This is a genomic window from Nocardia sp. NPDC059195 (assembly GCF_042754695.1).
GTDB lineage: Bacteria > Actinomycetota > Actinomycetes > Mycobacteriales > Mycobacteriaceae > Nocardia.
Genome location: NZ_JBHZBG010000009.1, coordinates 65033 through 90632, shown reverse-complemented (window position 1 = coordinate 90632; position 25600 = coordinate 65033). Strand labels below are relative to the sequence as shown.

General features: G+C 66.6%; 25 protein-coding genes. 17 read left to right on the top strand and 8 right to left on the bottom strand.

Features of this window, described 5'->3' with window-relative positions; genetic code table 11:
- Positions 1-27: 27 nt before the first annotated feature.
- From ACFXKN_RS14085 to ACFXKN_RS14065, 5 genes are all read left to right on the top strand, one after another.
- On the top strand, positions 28-1530 hold the full coding sequence (locus ACFXKN_RS14085) for an ATP-dependent DNA ligase (protein ID WP_379433087.1): 1503 nt from the start codon (positions 28-30) through the stop codon (positions 1528-1530).
- A gap of 73 nt (positions 1531-1603) precedes the next feature.
- Positions 1604-2791 carry an anion permease gene (locus tag ACFXKN_RS14080; protein ID WP_378941760.1) on the top strand — a complete coding sequence of 396 codons (1188 nt, stop codon included), beginning with the start codon at positions 1604-1606 and terminating at the stop codon, positions 2789-2791.
- 12 nt (positions 2792-2803) lie between these two features.
- The gene (locus tag ACFXKN_RS14075) at positions 2804-3085 is read left to right on the top strand and encodes a hypothetical protein (RefSeq protein ID WP_378941751.1); all 282 of its coding nucleotides are present in this window, start codon (positions 2804-2806) and stop codon (positions 3083-3085) included.
- A gap of 11 nt (positions 3086-3096) precedes the next feature.
- Complete coding sequence (locus ACFXKN_RS14070; protein WP_379433086.1) at positions 3097-3462, top strand: DUF3349 domain-containing protein; 366 nt, start codon at positions 3097-3099, stop codon at positions 3460-3462.
- Positions 3463-3557: 95 nt separating this feature from the next.
- Positions 3558-4232 carry a TetR/AcrR family transcriptional regulator gene (locus ACFXKN_RS14065; RefSeq protein ID WP_378916408.1) on the top strand — a complete coding sequence of 225 codons (675 nt, stop codon included), beginning with the start codon at positions 3558-3560 and terminating at the stop codon, positions 4230-4232.
- A gap of 63 nt (positions 4233-4295) precedes the next feature.
- Here the strand turns inward: ACFXKN_RS14065 and ACFXKN_RS14060 are convergent, their stop codons facing one another.
- The 3 genes from ACFXKN_RS14060 to ACFXKN_RS14050 form a co-directional block, all read right to left on the bottom strand.
- The gene (locus tag ACFXKN_RS14060; RefSeq protein WP_378941741.1) at positions 4296-5312 is read right to left on the bottom strand and encodes an alpha/beta hydrolase; all 1017 of its coding nucleotides are present in this window, start codon (positions 5310-5312) and stop codon (positions 4296-4298) included.
- A gap of 519 nt (positions 5313-5831) precedes the next feature.
- On the bottom strand, positions 5832-6848 hold the full coding sequence (locus tag ACFXKN_RS14055; protein WP_378941736.1) for an XdhC family protein: 1017 nt from the start codon (positions 6846-6848) through the stop codon (positions 5832-5834).
- 15 nt (positions 6849-6863) lie between these two features.
- Positions 6864-7460 carry an NTP transferase domain-containing protein gene (locus ACFXKN_RS14050; RefSeq protein WP_378941729.1) on the bottom strand — a complete coding sequence of 199 codons (597 nt, stop codon included), beginning with the start codon at positions 7458-7460 and terminating at the stop codon, positions 6864-6866.
- Between the two features lie 126 nt (positions 7461-7586).
- Here ACFXKN_RS14050 and uraD point away from each other — a divergent pair, with 126 nt between their 5' ends.
- From uraD to ACFXKN_RS14025, 5 genes are all read left to right on the top strand, one after another.
- Positions 7587-8078, top strand: coding sequence for a 2-oxo-4-hydroxy-4-carboxy-5-ureidoimidazoline decarboxylase (uraD, locus tag ACFXKN_RS14045; RefSeq protein WP_379433085.1), 492 nt, complete (start codon positions 7587-7589; stop codon positions 8076-8078).
- Positions 8075-8392, top strand: a complete 318-nt coding sequence (uraH, locus tag ACFXKN_RS14040) for a hydroxyisourate hydrolase (RefSeq protein ID WP_378941706.1) — start codon at positions 8075-8077, stop codon at positions 8390-8392. The genes uraD and uraH overlap by 4 nt, the downstream gene beginning before the upstream one ends.
- A gap of 1 nt (position 8393) precedes the next feature.
- Complete coding sequence (gene pucL / locus ACFXKN_RS14035; protein WP_379433084.1) at positions 8394-9299, top strand: factor-independent urate hydroxylase; 906 nt, start codon at positions 8394-8396, stop codon at positions 9297-9299.
- Positions 9287-10657, top strand: a complete 1371-nt coding sequence (locus ACFXKN_RS14030; protein ID WP_378941686.1) for an 8-oxoguanine deaminase — start codon at positions 9287-9289, stop codon at positions 10655-10657. Before pucL ends, ACFXKN_RS14030 begins: the two co-directional genes overlap by 13 nt.
- A gap of 406 nt (positions 10658-11063) precedes the next feature.
- Positions 11064-11912, top strand: a complete 849-nt coding sequence (locus ACFXKN_RS14025) for an FAD binding domain-containing protein (RefSeq protein WP_379433130.1) — start codon at positions 11064-11066, stop codon at positions 11910-11912.
- Between the two features lie 62 nt (positions 11913-11974).
- On the opposite strand, the gene ACFXKN_RS14020 is transcribed toward ACFXKN_RS14025, so the two are convergent.
- Positions 11975-12052: a winged helix-turn-helix transcriptional regulator gene (locus ACFXKN_RS14020; protein ID WP_378943200.1), complete on the bottom strand. Its 78-nt coding sequence runs from the start codon at positions 12050-12052 to the stop codon at positions 11975-11977.
- A gap of 68 nt (positions 12053-12120) precedes the next feature.
- Between ACFXKN_RS14020 and ACFXKN_RS14015 the strand changes: the two genes are divergently transcribed.
- The 4 genes from ACFXKN_RS14015 to puuE all read left to right on the top strand — a co-directional run bounded on the left by ACFXKN_RS14015 (position 12121) and on the right by puuE (position 18543).
- Positions 12121-15216, top strand: coding sequence for a molybdopterin-dependent oxidoreductase (locus ACFXKN_RS14015; protein ID WP_379433129.1), 3096 nt, complete (start codon positions 12121-12123; stop codon positions 15214-15216).
- Positions 15213-16436 (top strand): DUF6986 family protein, encoded by a 1224-nt coding sequence (locus ACFXKN_RS14010; protein WP_379433083.1) that lies wholly within the window; start codon positions 15213-15215, stop codon positions 16434-16436. Before ACFXKN_RS14015 ends, ACFXKN_RS14010 begins: the two co-directional genes overlap by 4 nt.
- A 150-nt stretch (positions 16437-16586) precedes the next feature.
- Positions 16587-17564 (top strand): allantoicase, encoded by a 978-nt coding sequence (alc, locus tag ACFXKN_RS14005; protein ID WP_379433082.1) that lies wholly within the window; start codon positions 16587-16589, stop codon positions 17562-17564.
- Positions 17565-17628: 64 nt separating this feature from the next.
- Positions 17629-18543, top strand: coding sequence for an allantoinase PuuE (puuE, locus tag ACFXKN_RS14000; protein ID WP_379433081.1), 915 nt, complete (start codon positions 17629-17631; stop codon positions 18541-18543).
- Positions 18544-18796: 253 nt separating this feature from the next.
- Here puuE and ACFXKN_RS13995 read toward each other — a convergent pair whose 3' ends face one another.
- Complete coding sequence (locus tag ACFXKN_RS13995; RefSeq protein WP_379433080.1) at positions 18797-19384, bottom strand: ArsR family transcriptional regulator; 588 nt, start codon at positions 19382-19384, stop codon at positions 18797-18799.
- A 319-nt stretch (positions 19385-19703) separates the two neighbouring features.
- Here ACFXKN_RS13995 and ACFXKN_RS13990 point away from each other — a divergent pair, with 319 nt between their 5' ends.
- Positions 19704-20120 carry an N-acetyltransferase gene (locus tag ACFXKN_RS13990; protein ID WP_379433079.1) on the top strand — a complete coding sequence of 139 codons (417 nt, stop codon included), beginning with the start codon at positions 19704-19706 and terminating at the stop codon, positions 20118-20120.
- Positions 20121-20125: 5 nt separating this feature from the next.
- On the opposite strand, the gene ACFXKN_RS13985 is transcribed toward ACFXKN_RS13990, so the two are convergent.
- Together ACFXKN_RS13985 and ACFXKN_RS13980 are read right to left on the bottom strand one after the other, a co-directional pair.
- On the bottom strand, positions 20126-20413 hold the full coding sequence (locus tag ACFXKN_RS13985) for a hypothetical protein (protein WP_378941653.1): 288 nt from the start codon (positions 20411-20413) through the stop codon (positions 20126-20128).
- Between the two features lie 117 nt (positions 20414-20530).
- Positions 20531-20992 (bottom strand): hypothetical protein, encoded by a 462-nt coding sequence (locus ACFXKN_RS13980; protein WP_379433078.1) that lies wholly within the window; start codon positions 20990-20992, stop codon positions 20531-20533.
- Positions 20993-21401: 409 nt separating this feature from the next.
- On the opposite strand from ACFXKN_RS13980, the gene ACFXKN_RS13975 reads away from it, so the two are divergent.
- The gene (locus ACFXKN_RS13975) at positions 21402-22427 is read left to right on the top strand and encodes an Rpn family recombination-promoting nuclease/putative transposase (protein ID WP_378941644.1); all 1026 of its coding nucleotides are present in this window, start codon (positions 21402-21404) and stop codon (positions 22425-22427) included.
- 151 nt (positions 22428-22578) lie between these two features.
- Here the strand turns inward: ACFXKN_RS13975 and ACFXKN_RS13970 are convergent, their stop codons facing one another.
- The gene (locus ACFXKN_RS13970; RefSeq protein ID WP_379433077.1) at positions 22579-23721 is read right to left on the bottom strand and encodes an alpha/beta hydrolase family protein; all 1143 of its coding nucleotides are present in this window, start codon (positions 23719-23721) and stop codon (positions 22579-22581) included.
- A gap of 567 nt (positions 23722-24288) precedes the next feature.
- On the opposite strand from ACFXKN_RS13970, the gene aceA reads away from it, so the two are divergent.
- Positions 24289-25578 (top strand): isocitrate lyase, encoded by a 1290-nt coding sequence (gene aceA, locus ACFXKN_RS13965; protein WP_067450000.1) that lies wholly within the window; start codon positions 24289-24291, stop codon positions 25576-25578.
- Positions 25579-25600 lie beyond the last annotated feature (22 nt).

Sequence of the window (25600 nt, the reverse complement as noted above, 5' to 3'; positions counted from 1 at the left end):
GTCACACCCTCGCGATACTGTCGTGAGGTGCTGTTCAGCGATGTCGTCACGGCTTCCGCGGGCGTGCGAGCGACCAGGTCGCGCAAGGCGAAAATCGCCGCGCTGGCCGAGCTTTTCGGTGCCGCCGGGCCAGCCGAGATCGGCACTGTGGTGGCGTGGCTGTCCGGTGAGCTGGTGCAGGGGCGGATCGGAGCCGGTTGGCGCACGGTGACCGGGCTCGATACGCCACCGAGTGGCGACGCGAGCCTGACCGTCGGCGAGGTGGACGAAACCTTCTCCCAGCTCACCGGGCTCACCGGAAAAGGCTCGGCCAACCGGCGTCGCGAATTGCTCACCGCGCTCTTCACCGCGGCAACAGAGGAAGAGCAGTCCTTCCTGATCCGCCTGCTCACCGGCGAACTGCGGCAGGGCGCGCTCACCGCGATCGTTGTCGAGGCACTCGCACAATCCACCGGTATCCCCGTCGAGGTGGTGCGCCGAGCCCACATGCTCTCGGGCCAACTCCCCACCACCGCGATCGCCGCGCTCGCCGGGGGCGAACAAGCACTGTCGGCCTTCCGGCTCGAGGTAGGCCGCCCCGTAGCGCCGATGCTGGCCTCGCCCGGCGGCTCACTGGACCAGGCCCTCGCCGAGCTGGGCTCCGACGTGAGCGTCGAACACAAGCTCGACGGCGCCCGCATCCAGGTGCACCGCGACGGCGACCAGGTCTGGGTCTTCACCAGAACCCTGCGCGACATCACCACCGGCGTCCCCGAACTCGTCGACCTGGTCAAAACCCTCGACTGCACCACCGTGGTCCTCGACGGCGAAACTCTCGCCCTCACCGACGCGGGCCGCCCACGCCCGTTCCAGGAAACGATGAGCAGGTTCGCCACCATCGGCGATCCACGCCAGTTGCACCCCTATTTCTTCGACTGCCTGCACCTCGACGGCGTCGACCTCATCGACGAACCACTGCGTGTCCGCCGCGTCGCGCTCGAGCAGGTCGCGGGCGAACACAGCATCCCCGCGCTCATCGCGCCGAGCCCCGAGGCCGCCGCCGACTGCTATGACGACGCACTGGCCGTCGGCAACGAGGGCGTGATGGTCAAGGCGCTCGATGCCACGTACGCCGCGGGCCGACGCGGCAAGGCCTGGCAGAAGATCAAACCCGCGCACACCCTCGATCTACTGGTGATCGGCGCCGAATGGGGCTACGGCCGCCGCACCGGTTTCCTGTCCAATCTGCACCTGGCCGCCCGTGATCCGGAGACCGGCGAGCCGGTGATGGTCGGCAAGACCTTCAAGGGTCTCACCGACGAACTGCTGCGCTGGCAGACCGAGGAATTCCCGCGGCATGAAACCCACCGAGACGGGCAGACGGTGTACCTGCGCCCCGAACTCGTCGTCGAGATCGCGCTCGACGGCGTCCAGACCAGTACCCGATATCCGGGCGGGGTGGCGCTGCGCTTCGCCAGAGTAGTCCGCTATCGGCCGGACAAGGAGCCCGCGCAGGCCGAGACGATCGATGCGGTGCGCGCGATCGGCTGAGGTCAACCCGTGTTCGCGCGACTTACCCGCAACAGTTTGGCAATCCGGCGCCGGCATACGACACACTGTTCGGGTGAGCGCCGAACTAATGGTCCTGTTGATCGTCATCGTCACAGCTCTCGCATTCGACTTCACCAACGGATTCCACGACACGGCCAACGCCATGGCGACCTCGATCGCCACTGGTGCGCTCAAGCCGAAGACGGCGGTCGCCCTGTCCGGTGTGCTGAATCTGATCGGTGCGTTTCTGTCGGTGTCGGTGGCGGCGACGGTGGCCAAGGGCATCGTGCAGTTGAACGAAGTGAGCGGACATGACCTGCTGGTCATCGTCTTCGCCGGCCTGGTCGGCGGCATCCTGTGGAACCTGTTCACCTGGCTGCTCGGCCTGCCGTCGAGTTCCTCGCACGCGCTGTTCGGCGGCTTGATCGGCTCGACGATCGCCGCGCTCGGCTGGAACGGTGTGATCTGGGCATCGGGTTCGGACGGCGTGCTGATCAAGATCGTGTTGCCCGCGCTGCTCGCGCCGGCGATCGCGGCCGTGGTGGCGGCCATCGGCACGTTCCTGGTGTATCGGATCACCCACGGCGTCGACCGGGGCAAGACCGACGAGGGTTTCCGCTGGGGGCAGATCGGCTCGGCCTCGCTGGTTTCGCTGGCGCACGGCACCAACGACGCGCAGAAGACGATGGGCGTCATCTTCCTCGCGCTGGTCGCCTACGGCTCGCTGGACAAAGACGACCACATGCCGCTGTGGGTGATGTCGGCCTGCGCGGTCGCGATCGCCCTCGGTACCTATCTCGGCGGCTGGCGGATCATCAGGACCCTCGGCAAGGGTTTGGTCGAGATCGAGTCGCCGCAGGGTCTGGCGGCGGAGTCGACCTCGGCGGCGATCATCCTCACCTCGGCCCACTTCGGCCTGCCGCTGTCGACCACGCAGACCGCGACCGGCGCGATCCTCGGTACCGGCATCGGCAAGGGCGCCGAGGTGCGCTGGCGGGTGATGGGCCGGATGGCCGTGGCCTGGCTGCTGACCCTGCCGATGGCAGGCATCGTCGGCGCGATCTGCTGGGCGATCGCGCACCTCATCGGCGGTCTCGCCGGCGTCCTCGTGGTCTTCGGGCTGCTGATCGCGGGATCGCTCGGGATCTACCTCCGGTCGCGCCGGGACCCGGTGGGCACCCACAATGTGAACGAATGGCCCGAGGGCCATCAGCCACCCACCTCGGCACCGTCGCCGATCGACCAGAACCACGCCGGGTAGAGGGGAGCGATCATGAATACCGTGATCACCAATCTGAGTTCACTGTGGGAAGTGGTGCTCGCCGCGCTGATCTTCGGCGCGGGCGTACCCGCGGTCTTCGCCTTCGCCGTGCGGTGGTGGGCCAATGCCGAGACCGTCGACGCCGAGGGCCGGGTACAGCGCAACTATCCGGCGCTGGCGGGTGCGCTGATCTGCCTGCTCCTCATCGTCGTCGTGGTGATCTCCGGAATCCTGTTCACCGCCAAGGCATTCATCGCCCACCAGTTCGGCATCCACCTGTTCGGCCAATCATGAGTGAGGACGCCATGACCGATCCGAACCCCACCCCGCCGAGCCCGTCGGTCCGCGGCAACCTGCTCTCGCGGGTGCTCGGCTGGTTGCGGGCCGGGTATCCGCAGGGCATTCCGCAGTCGGACTACGTCGCGTTGTTCGCGGTGCTGCACCGCCACCTCACCGACTACGAGGTGGTGGTGATCGGCGAGAAGCTGGTGGAGGCGAATCCGAATCGGGAGTCGATCAGCGAGGCCGAAATCGAAGCGGCCATCGCCGATTTCGCGAAGGAGCAGCCCGCGCCCGACGATGTCTCGCGCGTGGCTTCGCATCTGGCGGCCGGTGGCTGGCCGTTGGCCGAACCGCTCGACGAGGGTGAACCAACTACCGAACAGAATTGATCGTCGCGCTTCGACAATTCCCGTGTGTCAGCGCAATTCACCGCGACAATGGCGAATCGCCTGGCTGCCGGGCGATCGCGCGCTAGCATGCATCCGTGGTTCGGCGTGCGGATGTAACCGATAGTGGTCGTAGTTACGGTGGATTGTCGCGCCAGCAGCGAGTCGCGCTACGCCGCAACAGGTTGACCGACGCGGCGCTGGAACTATTCGGCACCCAGGGATATTCGTCGACCTCGATCGAGCGACTGTGCTCGACCGCGAATGTGTCGACCCGCAGTTTCTACGAAGACATCGGTAGCCGCGAGGCATTGTTGATCGCACTCGTCGACCGGTTGAACGCGGCCGCGCTGCGCCGCCTCGACGAGGCCTTGGAAAGCACCAGTGAACAGCCGCTGGTGGTACGCGTGGTGGAAAGTTTCCGCGCGTTCCTCGCGGTGACCTGCCGTGATCGCCGGGCAGCGCGGGTGTTCTATGTCGAGGTCGTCGGGGTGAGTCCGGTGGTGGAGGAATGGCGGCGCGCGCAGCGGCGGTCGATTTCGGCACTGCTCACCCGGGAAGCGCAACGTGCCGCCGAGCGCGGCGAAGCGGAATCGCGCAGCCTGCACCTGTTCGGCCTCGCGGTAATCGGCGCGGTGAATTCGCTCGCCCAGGAGATGGTGCACGCCACTGTTCCCGGTGACGCGATCTCGGTCGACGAGATCTGCGAGGAGATCGCCTATTTCATCCGCTCCGGGCTCACAGTGCGCACCGCGGTCGCGCCGACAACGTAGCTCGCCCACAACGCAAAAACGGGAGGCATCCGGATTCGGATGCCTCCCGTTTTCAGTGGGAAATCAGATACCCATGCCCTGCGCGAGCAGCGGCCACGACTCGTGCAGCGCCTGCTCCCAGTACGGCCAGTAGTGGGTGCCCATCGGGGTGAACTGGTAGGTCGCCGGGATGCCGAGCGAGTCCAGCTTGGTCTTCAGGTTCTGCGTGCAAGCGTTGGTCGCCGCTTCGATGCCGATACCGAGACCGAGGTTGATCACGCCCATCGGGCCGGGCGAACCGTTGAGGTAGTAGGCGACGTCGGCGTTGGTCGGCATGCCGCTACCGCTGGAGATGTAGAGGTTGGTGCCGCGCAGCTTCTCGGCATTGATGACCGGGTCGTTCTCGACCCACGCCGGATCGTTGTCCGGGCCGTACATGTTCGCGGTCTTGCCACCGGCCCAGGTCTCCACGGAGAACTTCACGGCCTGCTTGCCCATCGGGTCGGCGATCTGCGCGCAGCCACTGTAGGCGGCGACGGACTTGAACAGACCCGGGTTGGCCTCGGCCAGCTGCAGCACCGAGGTGCCGGAGGTGGACAGACCGGCCAGCGAGTTGAGGCCGGTCGAGTTGAGGGCGCCGTCGAGCAGCGGCGGCAGCTCCTGGGTGAAGAAGGTGCGCCACTTGTTCAGGCCGAGCTTCGGGTCTTCTTGCTTCCAGTCGGTGTAGTAGCTGCCGCGGCCACCGATCGGCTGGATCACATTGACCTGCTTGTCGGCCAGGAAGCTCAGCGCCTGGGTCTGCGCGGCCCAGCTAGCGGTGCCCTCACCGCCGTCGAGGCCGTTGAGCATGTAGAAGTTGGGGGCCGGCTTGGACTCGTCGACGGGACGCTGCACGTCGATCGTGATGTCCTTCTTCATCGCCGCCGAATACACCTTCAGGTGCCACACGCGTCCATCTTTGACGATGGACGACACGGCTGAGGGCTTCTCGGGTGCGGCGGTGGCGGCGCCACCGGCGACAACGGCCACCGACAATGCGGCGGTCAGAGCCACGGCGGTGGTGCGCAGCGCGGCCACGGTACGTAGTGCAGAGAGCTTCATCGAACAGTCGGTTCCAGTCCACGGGCCCTGTCGGGCACGTCATCGCAGTGCTTCCCCCGGTCGCCGAGAGCATATGCGCTCAACGCCTGCAGGGCTGTCAGATCCTGTCTGACACTCTATGTCCTTTCGCCCGACCGAATCGTTACCGGTTCACTTTTGTCGGTGACCTCGAGCACGGATATCTGCCGCGCAATACAGCTCCGGATTCGGAAGTGCTGCTGCGACCAGCTACTCGTCCTTCGTGGGGTCGCCTCGTGAACTCGCTGTGATTTGTCATGCGCTATTGCTATGGCCCCATTGTGAACAAGCGCGGTGCGAGGGAGTGCGCCCAATTTCGGACGCAGAGTTACGGACAGCCCATCGCCTCACCGAAATTTTTCGGCGAGCAGAACCACTATTGCGGCGATTGCAACAGGCATTGTCCGGCAAAGAAAATGGGTTCCAGAAAAAATCACGCATGATCGTGATGTGAATGCTGCACGGAATATCTCCCCGCCGGACAGGCGGAGAGGCTGACCCCTAGATCGCCAGTCCCACTGCGGCGGAACCGTAGTCGCGCTGGGCGGCCAGGCGCAGACCAGCGCGGGAGGCGAGGAAGTCGGCGGTGATGAAGACGGCGGTCTCGGCGGGGGTGCGCGGGCCCGATTCCAGGCCCGCGGGCACGTGCACGCGGGACAGGGTTGGCTCGTCGAAGCCGCCCGCGCGCAGGTCGTCGAGGCGACGGGCCTGGTCGGCGGGGGTGCCGAGGGCCGCTAGGTAGCCGAGCTCGGGTAGGCGTAAGGCGACGGTGAGCAGCGGGATCTCGAAGCGCGGCTCGTTGGCCAGCACGACGATGGCGGTGCTGTTGTCGATCTCGCCCGCGGCCGAGAGGGTGTTGAGGTAGCGGTGCGGCCAGTCGACGACCACTTCGGCGCCGGGGAACGAGGCCGGGTCGGCGAACTCGGGACGCGAGTCGCAGATGCTCACCCGGTAGCCGATCATCCGCGCCTGCGCGACGAGGGTGGCCGCATAGGCGTTGGCGCCGAAGATGATCAGGCGCGGCGGCGGGCAGTACGAGGCGACGAACAGATCCGACTCGGGCAGTGCGACGAGTTCGGTCGCGTGCTTGCGGTCGGTGACCAGATGCTGGCCGATGACATCGGGATCCTGATTCCAGACCACGGTGAACACGGTGACCCGGCGATGGGCTTGGATATCGGCGGCGATGGTGGGGAATTCGGGAAAATCGCGGCAGGAGAACGGCTCTACGAAGATATCGACGAGCGTGCCGTCGTCGGCGCTCGATTCCATACCGGTGAGCATGCTGTAGCGACGCAGTTGCCGAACGCCGGTGCGGCCCGCTTCCAATGCCGCCTCGTAGACGGTCTCTTCCAATCGACCGGAGGCGATGGATCCGAAGACGCCACCATTGGGGGTGACGAGCATCGAAGAGCCGATGGGCAGGGAATTGGTGCCGATGGTACGGACCACGGTGGCAAGGCCGCCCGTACGGCCCGAATGCCACACTCGCAGAAGGTCATCGACGATATCGCGCATATCTCACAACTCCGATCACCGTGCGCCGACTTCCGGGAAATCGCGATCGGTCCCTGTCGCCAAGTCGTCGCACGTGACGCACACCATATCCTGTCGACCGCCCAAATAGGAACCGGCCCCGATATCGCCTGCGGCTACCTCCGAAATGGCTTCCCAGTGCTTGTTCTCGATCACAACGGGATGCCCAGGTGTGGCGTGAAACACAGCACGGGCAAGTCCGCTCTGGCTCGAACGCGCCGCGGCGAGCACTCTGGCGACCACATCGGCCCCGATATCGGGGATGTCGACGGGCAAAAAAGCCACATAGCGAGTGTCGGTTTCGGTGGCGGCGCGCAGGCCCGCGCGCACCGTCGCGGCGAGTCCGGTCGCCCAGTCGGCGACCCACCGCCACTCGGTGCCGTCGGGCAGTCCGAGATCGGTCGGATCGGGTCCGGTCGCACCGAGCGCGACGATCACCGGATCGCAACCACCGTCGCGCAGGGCGGTGATCGCCGAGCGCAACCAGGCGCCGTTCTCGGCGAGTGCCTTGGGTTTGCCGTATCGCGTGCCCGCACCCGCCGCGAGGACGATGCCCGTGCACGACGCGTGCGCGGAAGGGTCGAATGAGGGCATGTGAGCGAAGGTAATGACGCAATGTTGCCGGTCGATTACGGCAGGGGAGCGCGGCGACGACGACACGCCGACGTGATGGAGTGCACAGCGGTGGCGGCAGGGCGGGGATCGCGCGATGCTGGATCGATGACGAGCGAAGGGTTGAGCCTCGCGGTTTTCAACGATCTACCTGCGGCGACTGCCGAAGAGGCATTGCTTGCCTGTTGCTCGGCGCCACGCTGGGCACGGGTGATCGCGGCCGCGCGTCCCTACTCGACCAGGGAATCGCTGTTGGCGGCCGCCGATGCGGCATTGACGACACTCGATGACGACGAAATCGACGAGGCGCTGGCCGGTCACCCGCGCATCGGCGACCGCCCGACCTCGGCGGCGTCGGCGCGCGAACAGTCCGGTGTGGCGGGCGCGGACGTGCGCTCGGCGCTGGCCGAGGGCAATCGCGCCTACGAGGCGAAGTTCGGCCATATCTACCTGGTCTGCGCGGCAGGCCGCGGCGGTGAGGAGTTGCTCGCGGTATTGCGGGCGCGGCTGGACAACGATTCGGCTACCGAAAGGCAGGTCATGCGAACAGAATTGGCGAAGATCAATCGTCTGCGCCTGGCGGGGCTGGTGGCGCCGTGACGAGCCTGAGTACCCACGTCCTCGATGCTGTGCGTGGGGTGCCCGCCGTGGGTGTCGCCGTGTGGCTCATGCGCGACGACCAGCGGCTCACCGAAGCGCTCACCGATGCCGACGGGCGGGTGAAAGAGCTCGCGGCCGGGCTGAATCCGGGTGACTACCGGCTGTTCTTCGACACCGGCAGCTACTTCGCGGCGCAGGGTGCCGACACCTTCTATCCGGAAGTCTGCGTCGCGTTCACGGTGGGTGAGCAGCCGCACGTGCATGTGCCGCTGCTGCTGTCGCCGTTCGCCTATTCCACCTACCGAGGGAGCTGAGATGGCACTGAGTGGTCCGATCGTGTTGACCGACCATCGATATGGCAAAGCCGAGAATCGGGTTGTGCGTTTCTCCAAAGAGAACGCGCGCCACGAGATTCGCGATGTGAACGTCTCGACCGCGCTGCGCGGCGATTTCGAGGCGGCATACACCGATGGTGACCAGCGTCACGTCCTGCCCACCGATACCCAGAAACACACCGCGTTCATCTACTCGAAGAAGCCCGGCCTCGACACCATCGAGGACTACGCGATCGCGCTGGCGAAGCATTTCGTCGATACGGTCGAGCCGGTGTCGAGCGCGCGCATCGACGTGGACTCCTATGGCTGGCAGCGGGTTTCGATCGGTGGTGCCGAACACGATCACACCTGGGTGCGTCAGGGGCCCGAGGTGCGAACGGCCGCGGTGACGGTGGCGGGCAAGGGCGCCGGGCAGCAGCGGTGGGTGATCGGCGGGATCAAGGACCTGGTGCTGCTCAAGTCGACCGGCTCGGAGTTCGCCGACTTCCTCACCGACGAGTACACCACCCTCGCGCCGACCCACGATCGCGTGCTGGCCAGTTCGCTGGTGGTCCAGTGGCGGTTCGCCGAGACCAGTGGATTCGACTGGGACGAGGTGTACGCCGGGATTCGCGCCACCCTGCTCGAGCTGTTCGCGACCACGTATTCCAAGGCGCTGCAGCAGACGCTGTACGCGATGGGAACGGCGGCGCTGGAACGTTTTCCGATGCTCGCGGAGATCCGGTTGTCGGCGCCGAACAAGCACCACTTCGACTACGACCTCGCGCAGTTCGAGATCGAGAACAAAGGTGAGGTGTTCTGGGCGGCCGACCGGCCGTACGGTTCGATCCATGCCACCCTGGCGCGCGCGGACGCGCCCGATGCGGGGATCGCGTGGCAGCCGTGAGCGCGCCCGAGCTGCTGATCCACGGGTGTGCGGTGGTGACCGTCGACGCGGCGGGCACCGAGTATCGACATGGCTGGGTCACGGTGCGTGGCAACAAGATCGATGCCGTCGGCGCGGGTGAGCCGCCGGCGTTCGGCCCTGAGGTCGCGCGGATCGACGGGCGTGGCTGCGTGCTCACGCCCGGCCTGGTCAACACCCACCACCACCTGTACCAGTGGATCACCCGGGGGCTGGCCGCCGACCACACACTGTTCGAGTGGCTGACGAGGCTGTATCCGGTGTGGACGCGGATCGACGAGAAGTCGGTGCGGACGGCGGCCACCGGCGCGCTGGTTTCGCTGGCACGCAGTGGGTGCACGACGTCGTCGGATCATCACTACGTGTTCCCGCGTGGTGGCGGCGATCTGCTCGCCGCGGAAATCGGGGCGGCGGCCGATGTGGGTCTGCGGTTCCACCCGGCGCGCGGCTCGATGGATCTCGGGCAGAGCAAGGGCGGGCTGCCGCCGGACGCTGTGGTGGAGTCGATCGACGACATCCTCGCCGCCAGCGCCGCAGCCATCGCGGACTGGCACGACCCGTCCTTCGACGCGATGGTGCGGATCGCGCTCGCCCCCTGCTCGCCCTTCTCGGTGACCGCCGACCTCATGCGCGAGTCCGCGGCGCTGGCCCGATCCGCCGGGGTCCGGCTGCACACTCACCTCGCCGAAACCTTCGATGAGCTGGAATTCTGCCGGGAGGGCTTCGGCTGCACGCCCGCTGAATACATGGAACAGCTCGGCTGGCTCGGCGACGACGTCTGGTACGCGCACGGCGTGCATCTCGACGACCCGGCGATCGCCGCGATGGCTCGCACCGGGACCGGGGTCGCGCATTGCCCGACGTCCAACGGCCGGTTGGGCGCCGGGATCGCGCGGACCGCGGACCTGGTGGCGGCCGGTGTGCCCGTTGGTCTCGGCGTCGACGGTGCGGCCAGCAACGAGTCGAGTTCGATGATCGAGGAACCGCGCAACGCGCTGCTGTACGCGCGGGCGGTCGGCGGTCCGGGGGCGATGACGGTGCGCACGGCGCTGGAGCTGGCGACCATGGGTGGTGCGCGGGTGCTCGGACGAGCTGACGAGATCGGGTCGATCGAGCCAGGCAAGCTGGCGGATCTGGCGCTGTGGCGGCTGGATACGCCCGCGCACGCCGGTATCGATGACCCCGTCGTCGCGCTGATCCTCGGGTCGGCGCCACCGTTGGCCGCCTTGGTGGTGAACGGGCGTGAGGTTGTTCGCGACGACGTGGTGCTGACAGTGGACGAGGCGTCGGTGGGTGCCGATGTCGCGCAGGCGCAGGCGACGCTGCTGGCCGGCGCGTGAGAGCCGCCGGGGTGAATCGGGGCAGGTGTTGCCTGCGCGTCGGACCGAGTTCGATTCCGGGGATGCCCGGAATGCGTCGGCGTTGACCGTGCTCCGGGAGGCGCAGGTGGTTTCGGCGTGCGGGTGGGGTCACGGCGGCGCTGTGTCGCCAGGGTCGGTGCGTGGTTCGGGCGAGTGCGCGGCCGACCGGCGTGGAAGTCGACCGGCGCGTGGATTCCAACCTGCCCACATCGCGACCAGCAGTGCTCGATGGTGGCGGCGACGTGCTGAACTGCGGTTTTGCCCGGATCGGCGCACACTGGATGGCGTACATCGGGTTAACCGCGGCGCAATCCGGCGCGGGTTTCGTGCAACATCGTGGCAACTCCCGGCCCCTACTGTGGCTGGTGAGGTAAGCGAGGTGAACGTGGATCTGGATACTGTTTCCGAGGTTGTTCTTGCCCGTGAACGCGCCGATCTGGCGCAGGTCGGAGCGGGCAGCGCGGTGCTGGCGGGTGGCACCTTCCTGTTCTCCGAACCGCACGATCACCTCGATCGGCTCGTCGACATCACCACGCTCGGCTGGGCGCCGCTGACGGCATCCGCGCAGGGGCTGGAGATCGCCGCGACCTGCACGCTGGCGGAGTTCGCCGGTGCCCGCCCCGGCCGCGAACTCGGCACCCCGATGCTGCGGCCGCAGTGGCCGGGCACGGCGCTGTTCGCCCAGGCTTGCCGGGCGCTGCTGGCTTCACACAAGATCTGGCGCACCGCGACGGTCGGCGGGAATGTGTGTCTTTCCCTGCCGGCCGGGGCGGTACTCGGCGCGCTCGTCGCCCTGGACGCGTCGGCGGTGATCTGGCCACGAGGCGGCGGCGAGCGACGAATCTCCCTGCGCGACTTCGTTACCGGGCCGGGCGAGAACCTGCTGGCGTCGGGAGCTGTCGTACGCTCATTCTTGGTCCCCACCTCGAGTTTGTTGGCGCGCACCAGCTTTCGCCAGATCGCCTTGGCTCCGCTCGGGCGTTCCGGTTCGGTCGTGATGGGCAGGCGTGAGTCCGACGGCCGATGCGCGATCACCATCACCGCGGCGACCGTACGCCCGATAGTCCTCGACTTCGATGCCGTCCCTTCGCGATCCGAGCTGACCGGCGCGCTGGCCGACCTGGGCAACGACGTGTGGTTCGACGATCCACACGGTGCGCCGGACTGGCGCGAGCACGTGACCGGGTTGCTGGCCGCCGAGGTCGCGGCTGAACTCGGGGAGGAGGCATCGTGAGTTCAGATGGTCGCGTCGTAGGCCGCGCGGGCGGCGAGCATTCGAACCCGGTGCTGCTCGGATCAGCCCTTGATCGTCCGTATCACCGGCAACAAGTCCTCGCCGATCGGAGTCAGCCGGTACTCGACCCGGACCGGCACCTCGGGCAGCACGGTGCGCCGGCGGTGCCGGCCTCGCCGGTTACGACGTCGCCCAGCGCGTGGCCGACATGAGGCTCGATATCGACGGCCACGCGGTCGAGGTGACCGCGCGCCCCGGCCAGTGCCTGCGCACGCTGCTGCGCGAACACGGCGAGCTCGCGGTCAAGAAAGGCTGTGACTCCGGCGATTGCGGCGCCTGCTCGGTGCTGCTCGACGGCGAACCCGTCCACTCTTGCCTGATCCCCGCCCACCGCGCCGCCGACCGCGCGGTGACGACGGCAGCAGGCCTCGCCGATCCCGACGGCCCGAACCCGGTGCAGCGCAGCTTCGTCGAGAACGCCGCCTTCCAATGTGGTTTCTGCACCGCCGGAATGGTGGTGACAGCGTCGGGTCTGGCCGCCGTCCGGCCCGACACAGCTGTGGATAACTTGCCTGCTCAGGCAGTCATCGACGCCGAACGCGCCGAGCTGCTGAAGGGAAACCTCTGCCGCTGCACGGGCTATCGCGCCATCGCCGATGCCTTGGCAGCACCCTGTGCATCACTGTGTACAACTGCCGAGGAAGCCGCGCGGCAGGCGAGCGCGGAGTCGCCTGACGCCGGAACTCCGCCTGCCGCGTCCCCGGTCACCGCGGCGAGTAGCGATGATGGTCAGACTCATTCCACTGTCGGCGACATGCGGCCGGGAAGCGATGAGGTGGCGCGATCGGATCAGCGGGTCATTGCGGCGGGACCTGCGGTGGAGTCCTATGTGGCACAAGGAAACTCGGGTCGACTGGCTGGTGAGGTCACCGGTGTATCGGTCGAGGAGGGGCCTGAGGTTGGGGCCGATGCCGTGCTGGGGGTGGCGGCGCGGGTCGGTGGGGTGATGCGGCGGAAGTATCGGGCCGGGCAGATCGGGGACGGGGTGCGGGCGCCCGCGGGGGCGCGGATCGTGCGAGGTGAGGAAGCGTTCACGATGGATGTGGTGCCGGGGGCGGGGGACCAGATGCCGCCGGTTGCGCCGTGGCATCTGGCGGTGCTGGCCAGTCCGCACCCGCATGCGCGGATTGTCTCCATCGATGTGGACGCGGCGCGGGCTGTTCCGGGTGTGCACGCGGTGTTGACGCATGTGGATGGACCGCGAACCGCGTTCTCCACGGCTCGCCACGAACTGCGTGAGGACGATCCGGACGACACCTTCGTCCTCGATCGAACGGTCCGGTTCGCGGGACAGCGGGTAGCCGCGGTGGTGGGGGAGACCCTGCATGCCGCACGCGCCGGAGTGCGAGCGCTGCACGTGGAGTACGAAGTGCTGCCCGCGGTATTCGAACCCGAGGCGGCCTTGGCCGATGACGCGCCGAAGCTGCATGCCGACAAGCCGGACTCCGCGCGGATCGCCGATGCGCGGCGCAATCTGATCGCCGAGATCCACGGCGGTGTCGGCGATTTCGACGCCGGTATCGCGCGGGCCGCGAAAGTGGTGCGTGGCGTATGGAATTCACCTCGCGTGCAGCATGTGCACTTGGAGGCCCACGGTGGGATCGGCTGGCTCGACGACGCGGGCAGGCTCGTCGTCCGATCGAGCACGCAGGTGCCCTTCCTGGTGCGCGACGAACTGTGCCACGTGTTCGGACTGGACCGAGATCGCGTGCGGGTGTTCGCGACTCGCGTCGGCGGCGGGTTCGGGGCGAAGCAGGAGATGTTGGCCGAGGACCTGATCGCGCTGGCCGTGCTGCGCACCGGGCACCCCGTGCAATACGAGTTCACCCGCACCGACGAATTCACCTCGGCCACCTGCCGTCACCCGATGCGCGTCGCGGTCACCGCGGCAGCCGACGCGGCGGGCATCCTGACCGCCCTCTCGGTGGATGTCCTCGCCGACGGGGGCGCCTACGGCAATCACAGCGCGGGCGTGATGTTCCATTCCGTCGGCGAATCGGTGGCCGTCTACCGCTGCCCGAACAAGCGGGTCGACGCACAAGCGGTGTACACCAACAACATTCCCTCCGGCGCGTTCCGCGGCTACGGGCTCGGCCAGGTGATCTTCGGCGTGGAATCAGCGATCGACGAACTGGCCCGCGAGCTCGGTATCGACCCCTTCGAATTCCGCCGCCGCAATGTGGTGATCCCGGGCGATCAGTTCACCGGCGCCGAAATCGACGAATCCGACCTGACTTTCGGTAGCTACGGCCTCGACCAATGTCTAGACACCGCCCAGCAGGCACTGCGTCGCGGCAATGGTGTCGCCGCACCCGGTCCGGAATGGCGGGTGGGTGCGGGGATGGCCGTGGCGATGATCGCGACCGTACCCCCGCGCGGACACCATGCCGATGCCACGGCGAGCCTGCTCCCGGACGGGCGCTACGAAATCGGGGTCGGTACAGCGGAATTCGGTAATGGCACCACCACGGTCCACGCCCAGCTCGCGGCGACGGCACTGGCCACCGCCGCGGAGCGGATCGTGATCCGCCAGTCCGACACCGACGTCGTCGGCCACGACACCGGCGCGTTCGGCTCCACCGGCACCATGGTCGCGGGCAAGGCCTCGTACGCGGCGGCGCTCGAACTGCACGCGATGCTGCTGGCCAGGGCGGCGAAGGTGAGCGGTCACCCCGAACGCGACTGCCTGCTCGAAGCGGACGGCGTGCGCTGCGGCGACGAGCTGATCACCGCGGCCCAGCTGCTCGCCGACGGTGAGCTGATCGCCCACGGCACCCACGCGGGCACCCCGCGTTCGGTGAGCTTCAATGTCCACGCGTTCCGGGTGGCGGTGCGGCCGTCGACCGGTGCGGTACAGATCCTGCAGTCGATCCAGGTCGCCGACGCGGGCACCGTGCTCAATCCGGTGCAGCTGCGCGGACAGGTGGAAGGCGGGGTCGCGCAAGCACTCGGCACCGCGCTCTACGAGGACATGCGGTCCGAGCACGGAGTGGTGACCACCAGGACACTGCGCCACTATCACATTCCACAGTTCGCTGATCTGCCCCGCACCGAGGTCTATTTCGCCGAAACCAGTGACGAACTGGGCCCGCTGGGTGCCAAATCGATGAGTGAGTCCCCCTACAACCCGGTGGCCCCGGCCCTGGCGAACGCGATCCGCGACGCCGTCGGTGCCCGCCCGGACCGATTACCGATGACCGCCGACCGTGTGTGGCGGCTCATCCAGGAAGGAACCGCCGGGTGAATACTCGCCTGCCCGAACATATTCGAGCCCGTATCGACGCCATTCTCGACTCCGTCGACGCCGAACTGCGCGTGCGCTACCCCGGCGCCGGTGACCGCGTCCAGCCCGTGCACACCGCCTACGTTCCCGCCGATCGCGCCACCGCGCAGACCCCCGATGAGTGGGGTGCTGCGGCCTTGGAGTTGCTGCATCGCCACGCCGACTTCCTCGTCGGCCTCGACGTCACCGGCTCACTACCGGCCGTCCGCCGCCAACTCGCGGACCGGCCGGTGCAGGACATGCGCATCGACTTCGAAGACGGTTACGGATTCCGTGCCGACGCGGACGAGGACGCGGCCGCGAAGGCGGCGGGTGAGGCGCTGGCGGCGTGGGCCGAAAAGCCCGGCGCTCCGGTGTCATTCGGTGTTCGCACGAAAGGCTTGGCCGCGAACGAACGTCGGCGCGCGTTGCGGACCCTCGAGCTCGTCCTCGACGGGGCGGGTGGCGCGCTGCCCGGCTTCGTCTTCACCGTGCCGAAGATCCGTGCCGCGGAACAGGTGTCGGCGATCGTCGACCTGTGCACCGGACTCGAGCGCGGCCACGGCCTGCCCGAACGGTCGCTGCGCTTCGAACTGCAGATCGAGAGCCCGCAGGCGATCATCGCCCCCGACGGCACCGCGCCCATCGTCAAGATGATCCAGCTGGCCGACGGTCGCTGTAGCGCACTGCATTTCGGGACGTACGACTACACCGCCGCCTGCGGTATCGCGGCCACCGATCAGGCCCTCGACCATCCCGCCGCCGACTACGCCAAGTCGGTGATGCAGGTCGCCGCCGCGCAGACGGGAGTGTGGATCTGCGACGGCTCGACCCAGATCGTCCCCGACGTCGATCCCGAAGGCGCCATGGCCAACCATCACCGCCTGGTCGACCGGGCGCTCCGCCGCGGCTACTACCAGGGCTGGGACATGCACCCCGGCCACCTGGTCACCCGCTGGCTGGCCACCTACGACTTCTTCCGCGGCGCGTCGGAGGTGGCGGTGCCGCGCCTGATCGCCTATCTGGACCGGCGCAGCGGGGGCGTCATGGACGAGCCCGCAACCGCCGAAGCTCTGGCGAGCACTGTGCTGCGCGGCCTGCGTGCCGGTGCGTTCACCGAGGCTGAACTTCTCGCCACGGCACCGGGCCTGACCAGCGATGTTCTGCTCGACCTCGCGGCTCGACGGGTGCGAGCGACGTGAGGTACCCGCCCCGCATAGCGGTATACCAGTAATATCGAAGGAGGCGCCACCCAGTCGATGAGAGCGCGGTGTCGCGCATCCGGCGCAGTAATTTCAGACGAGGTGCCCCGCACGGCTTCGATCGTGGGCGCCCGACCCCAGGAGGCATCCATGAGCCGATTCACCGGCGGCGACGATTTCACCCTGCTACCGGATCTGGCCGTCCGCACCCTGGGCGGTTCGGTGATCTGGGCCAACGACGAATTCTTCGCGGAGAAGGAGAACCTCGTCAGCCCGAGTCCGTCGGAATACCAGCCGGCGACGTTCGGGCACAAGGGTCAGGTCTACGACGGCTGGGAGACCCGAAGGCACCGCGGTAAACCGGGTGACGATTCGGCCATCGTGCGGCTCGGTGTGCCCGGCGTGATCCGTGGCGTCGTGGTCGACACCGCCTGGTTCAAGGGCAACTATCCGCCCGAGGTGTCGCTGTCGGCGCTGGCGATCGAGGGCTACCCGCCCGCCGAGGAGATCGCCGCCCGCACCGACTGGGTGACCCTGCTCGACCGCGTGAAGGTCGGTGGTGACAGCCGCAATCCGTTCGCCGTCGGCGACGAGAACCGGTGGACCCATGTGAAACTCACCATGCATCCCGATGGCGGCGTTGCCCGCCTGCGCGTGCACGGCGAAGGTCGCCCCGATACCGCGCTGCTCGGCCTCGGCCCGCTCGACCTCGGCGCACTGGAGAACGGCGCCATCGTGCTCGACTGCTCCAACCGCTTCTACAGCTCGCCCAACCAGCTGCTCTACCCCGGCCTGGCCAGGGAAATGGGCGACGGCTGGGAGACCGCGCGTCGCCGCGACGACGGAAACGACTGGGTGCGAATCGAACTCGCCGGACCGGGGTCGATCCGGCTGGCCGAGATCGACACCTCCTGCTTCCTCGGCAACAGTCCCGGCGCGGCCTCGCTCACCGGATTCACCAGCGACGGAACAGAAGTCGAGCTGCTGCCGCGCACCGATCTGCTGCCCGACACCCGCCACCGATTCGCGCTACAGCCCGCGGCCGCCTCGGTCGTGGAGGTGCGTCTCGATATCTATCCCGACGGTGGTCTCGCCCGGCTGCGCCTGTACGGGGAGCTCTCCGCGTGAGCGGTCAGCGCCCGGCGGCGCACGGCACCACGGCGGGCGCCCGAGCACGTGTAGAGGAGACAGCATGAGCGATATTCGCGATTTCGTCGGTTACGGGCCGAACCCGCCCGATCCGCGGTGGCCCGACGATGCGCATATCGCCGTGCAGTTCGTGCTGAATTATGAAGAGGGCGGGGAGAACAACGTCCTCGACGGTTCGCCGCATTCGGAGACCTTCCTCTCCGAGATGACACCCGCCGATGCTTTTCCGAACCGGCACATGAGCATGGAATCGCTCTACGAATACGGTTCGCGTGCGGGGCTGTGGCGGGTGCTGCGCGCCTTCGAACGGCGCGGCCTACCGCTCACCGTCTTCGCGGTGGCGCGGGCCATGCAGCGCAATCCCGAAGCGGTGGCGGCCTTTTCCGAACTCGGGCACGAAATCGCCTGCCACGGACTGCAGTGGAAGTCCTATCAGCTGATCGATCGCGATATCGAACGCGCCGATATGGCCGAAGCGATCCGCATCCTCACCGATCTCACCGGCGCGGCCCCCCTCGGCTGGTACACCGGCCGCGACTCCCCGAACACCCGCGAATTGGTCGTCGAACAGGGCGGTTTCGTCTACGACTCCGACTCCTACGCCGACGACCTCCCCTACTGGACCGAGGTGCGCGGCCAGCACCACCTGGTGGTTCCGTACACCCTCGACACCAACGACATGCGCTTCTCCTCCCCGGCCGGCTTCGCCAACGGCGACGAGTTCTACGCCCACCTGCGCGACGCCTTCGACGTGCTCTACCGAGAAGGCGCCGAAGGCGCCCCGAAAATGCTGTCGGTAGGCCTGCACTGCCGCATAGCGGGCCGCCCCGCCCGCACCGCGGCCCTGGAACGCTTCCTCGACCACGTCCAATCCCACGACCGGGTGTGGATAACCCGCCGCATCGACATCGCCGAACACTGGCGCAAGGTCCACCCGGCAGGCGTTATCCGTCGGTGAATACGGACAGCTGTGGAAGTAGCAGGCTCGCCATCGAATGCATGGCCCGAACTGATCCGATGTCGGCCACGACGTCCGCCGCGGTGATCATCGAAATATCATCGTATTCAACCTGATTCCGGGTTCTCCGGAGTCTGGCGTACGAGCGGAAGGCCTCGCTCGGGGGCTGCCGCCGCGTCCAACGATGGTGAGACCTTTTGGAGGCTCCCTGTGGAGATCAGTTGCCTGATCGTTTCGATACCGGTCGGCCAGCTCATGACGCCTCGTCTCGTAGATCGAGTTCTACCAGGGGACTTGCTTTGGCCGTTCGAGTGAATGCGTCGTCAGCATCTTCCCAGGCTGTCCGACTTCGGAAGATCACTTGGCTGTCGCGTCCGAGTGGTCGAAGGGCCGAGACGACGGCCTCGCTCACATCGTCGCGGTTGGGTGTGCCGATGATGATTACGTCGATGTCACGAGGGAACGGCCCGTTGACGCCGAGGTAGCGGGCGGCCCAAGACCCGCCGACATAGGCCGCCTCGATGCCGGGGATGGCGCGTAGTGCGTCCTCGATCACCGGTTTAGGGCCATACCCGAGCTGTAGCAAATCGGCCAAGGGTTTCGCGAGCGGGCTATCGGTTGCCCGAAGCAGTCTGGTTCGGCCGATTCTGCGATCGGCGAGGATATCGGCCTCGATCAACCGCACCGCCTCTTTTTGCAGGTTCCCTGCGTCGGCCCCGACCTCCCTGGCGAGTTCGGCGATGCTCGCTTCACGACCAGGGCGCAAGAGGAGGGCCGCAAGCAGCCGTGCTTGCGTCTCATTGCGCAGAATGGGCGCCAGGATCGGTCGAACCCGTGTCATTGCTACACGATATCATGTAGCAATGACATGAAATCGGGTGCCGATTGACCTTTGGAGCCTGGGACGTCCCGTTGGATGTCTTGGAATTATGAGTGTCTGCAAACACCGAACCGCGTCCGCTTATCGACCAGTTCGGGGCGCTCGTGACGACTGCTGAACAGCTTCTCGGGCACTGAGCCAGTTCAATTCACTGATATATTCCGTACATTGTCCGTACAGTGGTCCGCCGGTTAGTTGGATCTCGACGGCGATCTCCGTCGACCACAAACTCAGCGAGTTCGACTGCGGAAAGCCAGTGCTCGACAATTGGCTACAGCGGATGGCTTTGCAGGCTGAACAGCGCTGGACAAGCCGCACCTACGTCTGGGTCACCGCCGACGATCCGACCGTGCGCGCCTATTACTCGATCGCGCCCACCCAGCTGGAACGCGACGTGGACGGCCTATCTCAGTCGCTGTCATCCGGGCTGAAAATCGTGCCGGCCTTCTTGCTGGCGAAGTTCGCCCTCGACCAGCGGCTGCACCGGCAGGGCTTGGGTGAGCAGCTGCTCGTCGACGCGGTCACCAAAATCATGGGAGCAGCGCAGACCACCGGTGGTCGCCTCATCGTTGTCGATGCGATCGGCGAGCCTGCCGCAGCCTTCTATTCCCGGTTCGGGTTCACCCCGGTTCGCAATACCGAAAACCGCCTGGTCATGAAGATGGCGACCGCGATGGCGGCCTTCGGTGTGCACTGATCTGCCTAGGCGAGCCCGCAGCGTTCGATGTTGCTCAGGGTGATCTGGCGGTCAGATTCCTTGGCCTGGGGGACGCGGTTGTAGGCGCCCATCGAGTCCATGTAGTTGACGAAAATGTCCGCGATCTCTTCCGGCGTCGCATCAGGTTTGGCGGCGCGCACGTTGTCGACCAGGGTGCGGGTGGTGTCGCACTGTTCTTCCTGGGTGAAGATCGGCGGCGGGTCGGCGTGCGCGAAGGCAGGCGCGAGCAGCAGCACGAACGCGGCGAGGACAGCTGATCTGACGATTCTCACGCCTGCGACAGTACCCGCTATGTGATCTCGAGCATCGAAACTGGCACTGACACAGCGGGTTTGCTGGCCGCTCAGTCGAGTGACAGTTCGAACCTCAGCTGCTGTCCCTGAACAGTTTCAGGTCGGCGAGCCTGCGGATCTCGGCTGCTGCCGGGTGCCAGCGAGCGTGGCGGTCAGCCCAGCGGCAAGGAGGGGCAGTCCCGGCAGAAACCCGATGTCAGCGGAGCCGGGATACTTCAATTTTGCGAGAGACAGCGTGAATCCGATGGATAGTGCCATCAGAATGCCGAGAGTTTCGGCGACTGCGAGGCTGGACAGCCATGCGCTCGGCAGCGCGCGAAGGTGCGCCACGATACCCGCGGCGACCAGCAGGGCTGCACCGAGAACCAGTAAGGGCAGGCCAGGAGCGCCGAACTCGCGTAGATCCCACAGCGAATAGGAGGGCGAATTTCCGCGGCGCCCGATCTTGAAGAGTGGAAGCCATATCGCGATGAGGATTGTGATCGAGCCATACAGCAGCATCGCGGGCATAGGGACAGACCTGTTGTTGCCGAAGATCGGCATCCACTTCTCGGACACGCTGCCACCATAGTTGGGGCCCGATCTGCTCGATGGTTCCCGGAGTCGGCGTACGTTGCGTCGAAACCTGCACGAACACAGTGATTTTGCCCGCCGCGGCCGACACGGTGGCCGAGCTTCGCCGACTGCTCTCCAAGCGATCCGGTCGTGCTCGCGACGGCGAGTGCCAGTACTGTTTCGGCCGCTGCGGCAAGGAAGGTATCCGGCTGCTCCGGTCTTGATGACCTACGGGCTGTACTGAACCGTATCGAGCACCCAAGGGCGCCGGTGTCGAATCCCCACTTCCTCGACCTCCCGATCGCCATGCCCCGATAGACCCTCTCGGCCAACAATTCTGGCCGCGCGTGGTACCGACCGCAAAGGTGATGCCGCTGTCTGATGAGTTGACCATGCGAGATAGCGTGTGGCTATGGGGGATTCGGCTTCGAAGCCACACGATTCGCTGGTTCGTCATTTGCTCACCAATCCGGCCGACGCCGCGTCGCAGATAAGACCGATGGTGCCCGATGAGCTCGATGCCCGGGTCGACTGGACCGTGCTCGAGCTGCTGCCGTGCAGTTTCGTATCGAAACATCTACGGGCGACCTACAGCGACCTTCTCTTCCGAACCCGCATCGATGGCCACGAGGCGTACCTGTACTTCCTGCTCGAACACCAGTCCAGCAGCGACCGGTTCATGGCGTTGCGGATGCTCGACTACGTCGTCGCGATCTGGAATCAGTACTTGCGTGACAACCCGGACGCAGAAACGGTCCCCCCGGTCGTGCCGCTCGTGATGCACGCCAGTTCGCGCCAGCAGCCCTGGGACGCACCGCTGGAGGTGATGGACCTGATCGACATCGACGAAGCGAGCAAAGCTGTCTTGGCGCCGTACTTGCCGCGGTTGCGGTTCCTGCTCGATGACATAACCAGCGCTGACCTGGACGGTCTCTACGCCCGTCCGAGCACACCCGCCGTGGTGACGTTGCAGGTCTTGCTGAAGACCGCGCCCCGTAGCAAGCATCTCGGCCGCGATTTGGAGCCCCTGCTCCCTTATCTGCGCAAGATAAGTATCGATGACTTGACCGCGGTGCTCACGTACATTGTGAGTGTCAGCAAAACGTCGACAGATGAGCTGCGTCCGCTCATCGACCAGCTCGGGCCGCAGGCAAAGGAGGCATTCGTGACGACTGCTGAACAGCTTCGGGCCGAGGGCGAAGCCATCGGGGAAGCGCGTGGGGAAGCGCGTGGGGAAGCGCGCGGGGAAGCTCGCGGGGAGGCGCGCGGGCGGGTCGCGATGTTGCGGGAGTTGCTCGCTGATCAGCTCGCGTTGAAGTTCGGTGCGGTGCCCCGTGAGATCCTTGCGATTGTGGACAGTGCTGATCTCGAGCAGTTGCGCGGATGGTCGGCGAATATCCTGACCGCGGCCACGCTCGATGACATGAGCATTCGCTAGTCGAACACTCCGCTACACTGAAAACTGCCTGGTCATGAAGATGACGGCGTTGAGTGTGCGCTGAGCGCTACGGGATATGAGCGCTCGACGGCATCGAAACCACCACGGCCCCGCGCTACTTGGAGTAGCGCGGGGCCGTTTCGTACTCAGGTCAGGTGAATAGCGCGCTGACGAAGGGGACCGAGTCGACCAAGGAGGCGTTGACGGTGCCGCTGTGGTCGGTGGGGTAGGTGTGGAAGGTGATCGGCTGGCGGTTGGCTTGTAGGACCGCGGCGTAGCGAAGGGTTTCGGGGGTGACCACGTCGGTGTCCTGTAGGCCCTGGCCTAGGAAAAGTGGGCGGTCGTAGCCGAACTCGGGGAGGCCCATGTAGTGCGCGAGCAGGCGGTTGGTGTCGGGGAGCGAGGACAGGGGGCGGGCGAACATGCTGCCGATGGAGGGTTTCGCGGCGGCCAGTTCGTCTCCGAGGGGGCCGATGCAGGCGGTTTGGGCGCGGGTCAGCCAGGTGCGGCCGGTGTCGGTGAGCAGGCCGTCGATGTTCAGGTCGGGGTAGGTGGTGCGCAGGCCGCTGAGGATGTAGAGGACGTAGGCGGTGAGGTGGGAGCTCAGGGCGATGGGGGGCATGCCGGGGCCGATGAGCCCGATGACGTCCTCGATGTAAGCGGGGATACCGGTGCCTACCCCGCCACGGTAATCCAGGGCGGGGCCGCCGAATTCGGTGGCGAAGCGGGCGGTGAACACCGCGGCGCCCGCGCCCTGGGACTGGCCGACCACTGCCCACCGGTGCGACAGGGACGAGTACTGCTCGGTCGCGGCCTTCACCGCGTCGACCACGTTGTGCGCTTCGGCGATGCCGTTGAGGTAGGGGTGTTCGCCGGGTCCGCCCAGGCCCGCGTAGTCGGCGGCGACGATCGCGTAGCCCTGGCTCAACCAGGTGCCGAGGTAAGCCCAGTCGCGCTCGACGGCGGCGGGCCCGGCCACGCTGTAGGCGCAGTCGTCGCCGAGTCCGACGGTCCCGTGCGCCCACGCGATCACCGGCCAGCCGCCCTGTGGGGCCTCGCCCGCGGGGAAGTACACGGCCGCGCTGGTGGTGGTCGGCTGGTCGCCCGCGGTGGTCGACCGGTAGAGCAGGCGCTCGGCACGGGCGGAACCGGGCAGGGTCGCCGCGGCGGACAGTGACTCGACGCCGACAACGGTGCCTGCCGCCTCGGTCGGTTGCGCGCTCGCCACCGGCACCAGGCTCAGTGCCGCCGCCAGCACGGTCAGCGATGTCGCCGCGATCCTCGAAATCCTCATGGACCCACTCTTTCGTCTTTCGTGGACGAACGTCCAGGGTGCGCCCACTTCCGAGCGACCTGTCGTCTCGGTGGATGAGTGTCCCGCACGTCATGCGGTGCACCCATTTCTGGGGGCGAAGGGGCAGATGCGTGCGTCGTGACCGAATCGAGTGACGACACGCACACCATTCGTGTCCGGCGTGGTGTGTGAAACGACTCACACGCTGGAAGGCTCGGGAGTGTCGGAGCGTGCCCACCCGGTGATCGCTAACAGTACAAGCGTTATGCTAAAACTCCTGGTCAGCACTACCCGCCGGTAGGCCTGATGCTTGCAATCAGCCCGCTAATTTCGCAAAGTTAGCAAACGCGTCGGCAAAACTAGCTGAGATTCACACAACCAACAGGTAGACGGCCATTTCCGGGTGTGCCATTGTTTGGAAGTACACCCCTTGGGCCCTAGTAAGTCCTAGCAAGCCTGCAAATTGCTCCAGCAGTACGAGTTGTGCAACCGAAAGCGTTCAGCCACCGGTTGATTCACACACCGACAGCGTGGAGCACCGACCACACGAGGAAGTGGAGTCAAGAGATGTCTCTCCCCGGCACCCCGAAGACCGCAGCGGAAATCCAGCAGGATTGGGACACCAACCCGCGTTGGAAGGGCCTGACCCGCACCTACTCCGCTGAGCAGGTTTCCAAGCTGCAGGGCAACGTCGTCGAGGAGCACACCCTCGCCCGTCGCGGTTCGGAGATCCTGTGGGACCTCGTGAACAACGAGGACTACATCAACTCGCTGGGCGCCCTCACCGGCAACCAGGCCGTGCAGCAGGTTCGCGCCGGCCTGAAGGCCATCTACCTGTCCGGTTGGCAGGTCGCCGGTGACGCCAACCTGTCCGGCCACACCTACCCGGACCAGTCGCTGTACCCGGCGAACTCGGTTCCCGCGGTCGTGCGTCGCATCAACAACGCGCTCTCGCGCGCCGACGAGATCTCCAAGGTCGAGGGCGACGAGTCGGTCAAGAACTGGCTGGCCCCGATCGTGGCCGACGCCGAGGCCGGCTTCGGTGGCGCCCTGAACGCCTACGAGCTGCAGAAGGCCATGATCGTGGCCGGTGCCGCCGGTGTGCACTGGGAAGACCAGCTCGCCTCGGAGAAGAAGTGCGGCCACCTCGGTGGCAAGGTGCTGATCCCCACCCAGCAGCACATCCGCACCCTGACCTCCGCGCGTCTGGCCGCCGACGTCGCCGACGTGCCTTCGGTGATCATCGCCCGCACCGACGCCGAGGCCGCCACCCTCATCACCTCCGATGTGGACGAGCGCGACCGTGAGTTCCTGGACGGCACCCGTACCGCCGAGGGCTTCTTCGGTGTGAAGAACGGCATCGAGCCCTGCATCGCGCGTGCCAAGGCCTACGCCCCCTTCGCCGACCTCATCTGGATGGAGACCGGTATCCCGGATCTCGAGGTCGCGCGCAAGTTCGCCGAGTCGGTTCGCAGCGAGTTCCCGGACCAGCTGCTGGCCTACAACTGCTCGCCTTCGTTCAACTGGAAGGCGCACCTGGACGACGCGACCATCGCGAAGTTCCAGCGTGAGCTCGGCGCGATGGGCTTCAAGTTCCAGTTCATCACCCTGGCGGGCTTCCACTCGCTCAACTACGGCATGTTCGACCTGGCGCACGGCTACGCTCGCGAGGGCATGACCGCGTTCGTCGACCTGCAGGAGCGCGAGTTCAAGGCTGCTGCCGAGCGTGGCTTCACCGCCATCAAGCACCAGCGTGAGGTCGGTGCCGGCTACTTCGACACCATCGCCACCACCGTCGACCCCAACACGTCGACCGCCGCTCTGAAGGGCTCCACCGAAGAGGGTCAGTTCCACTGATCCCCCTCGGGTTGCTTTGAGT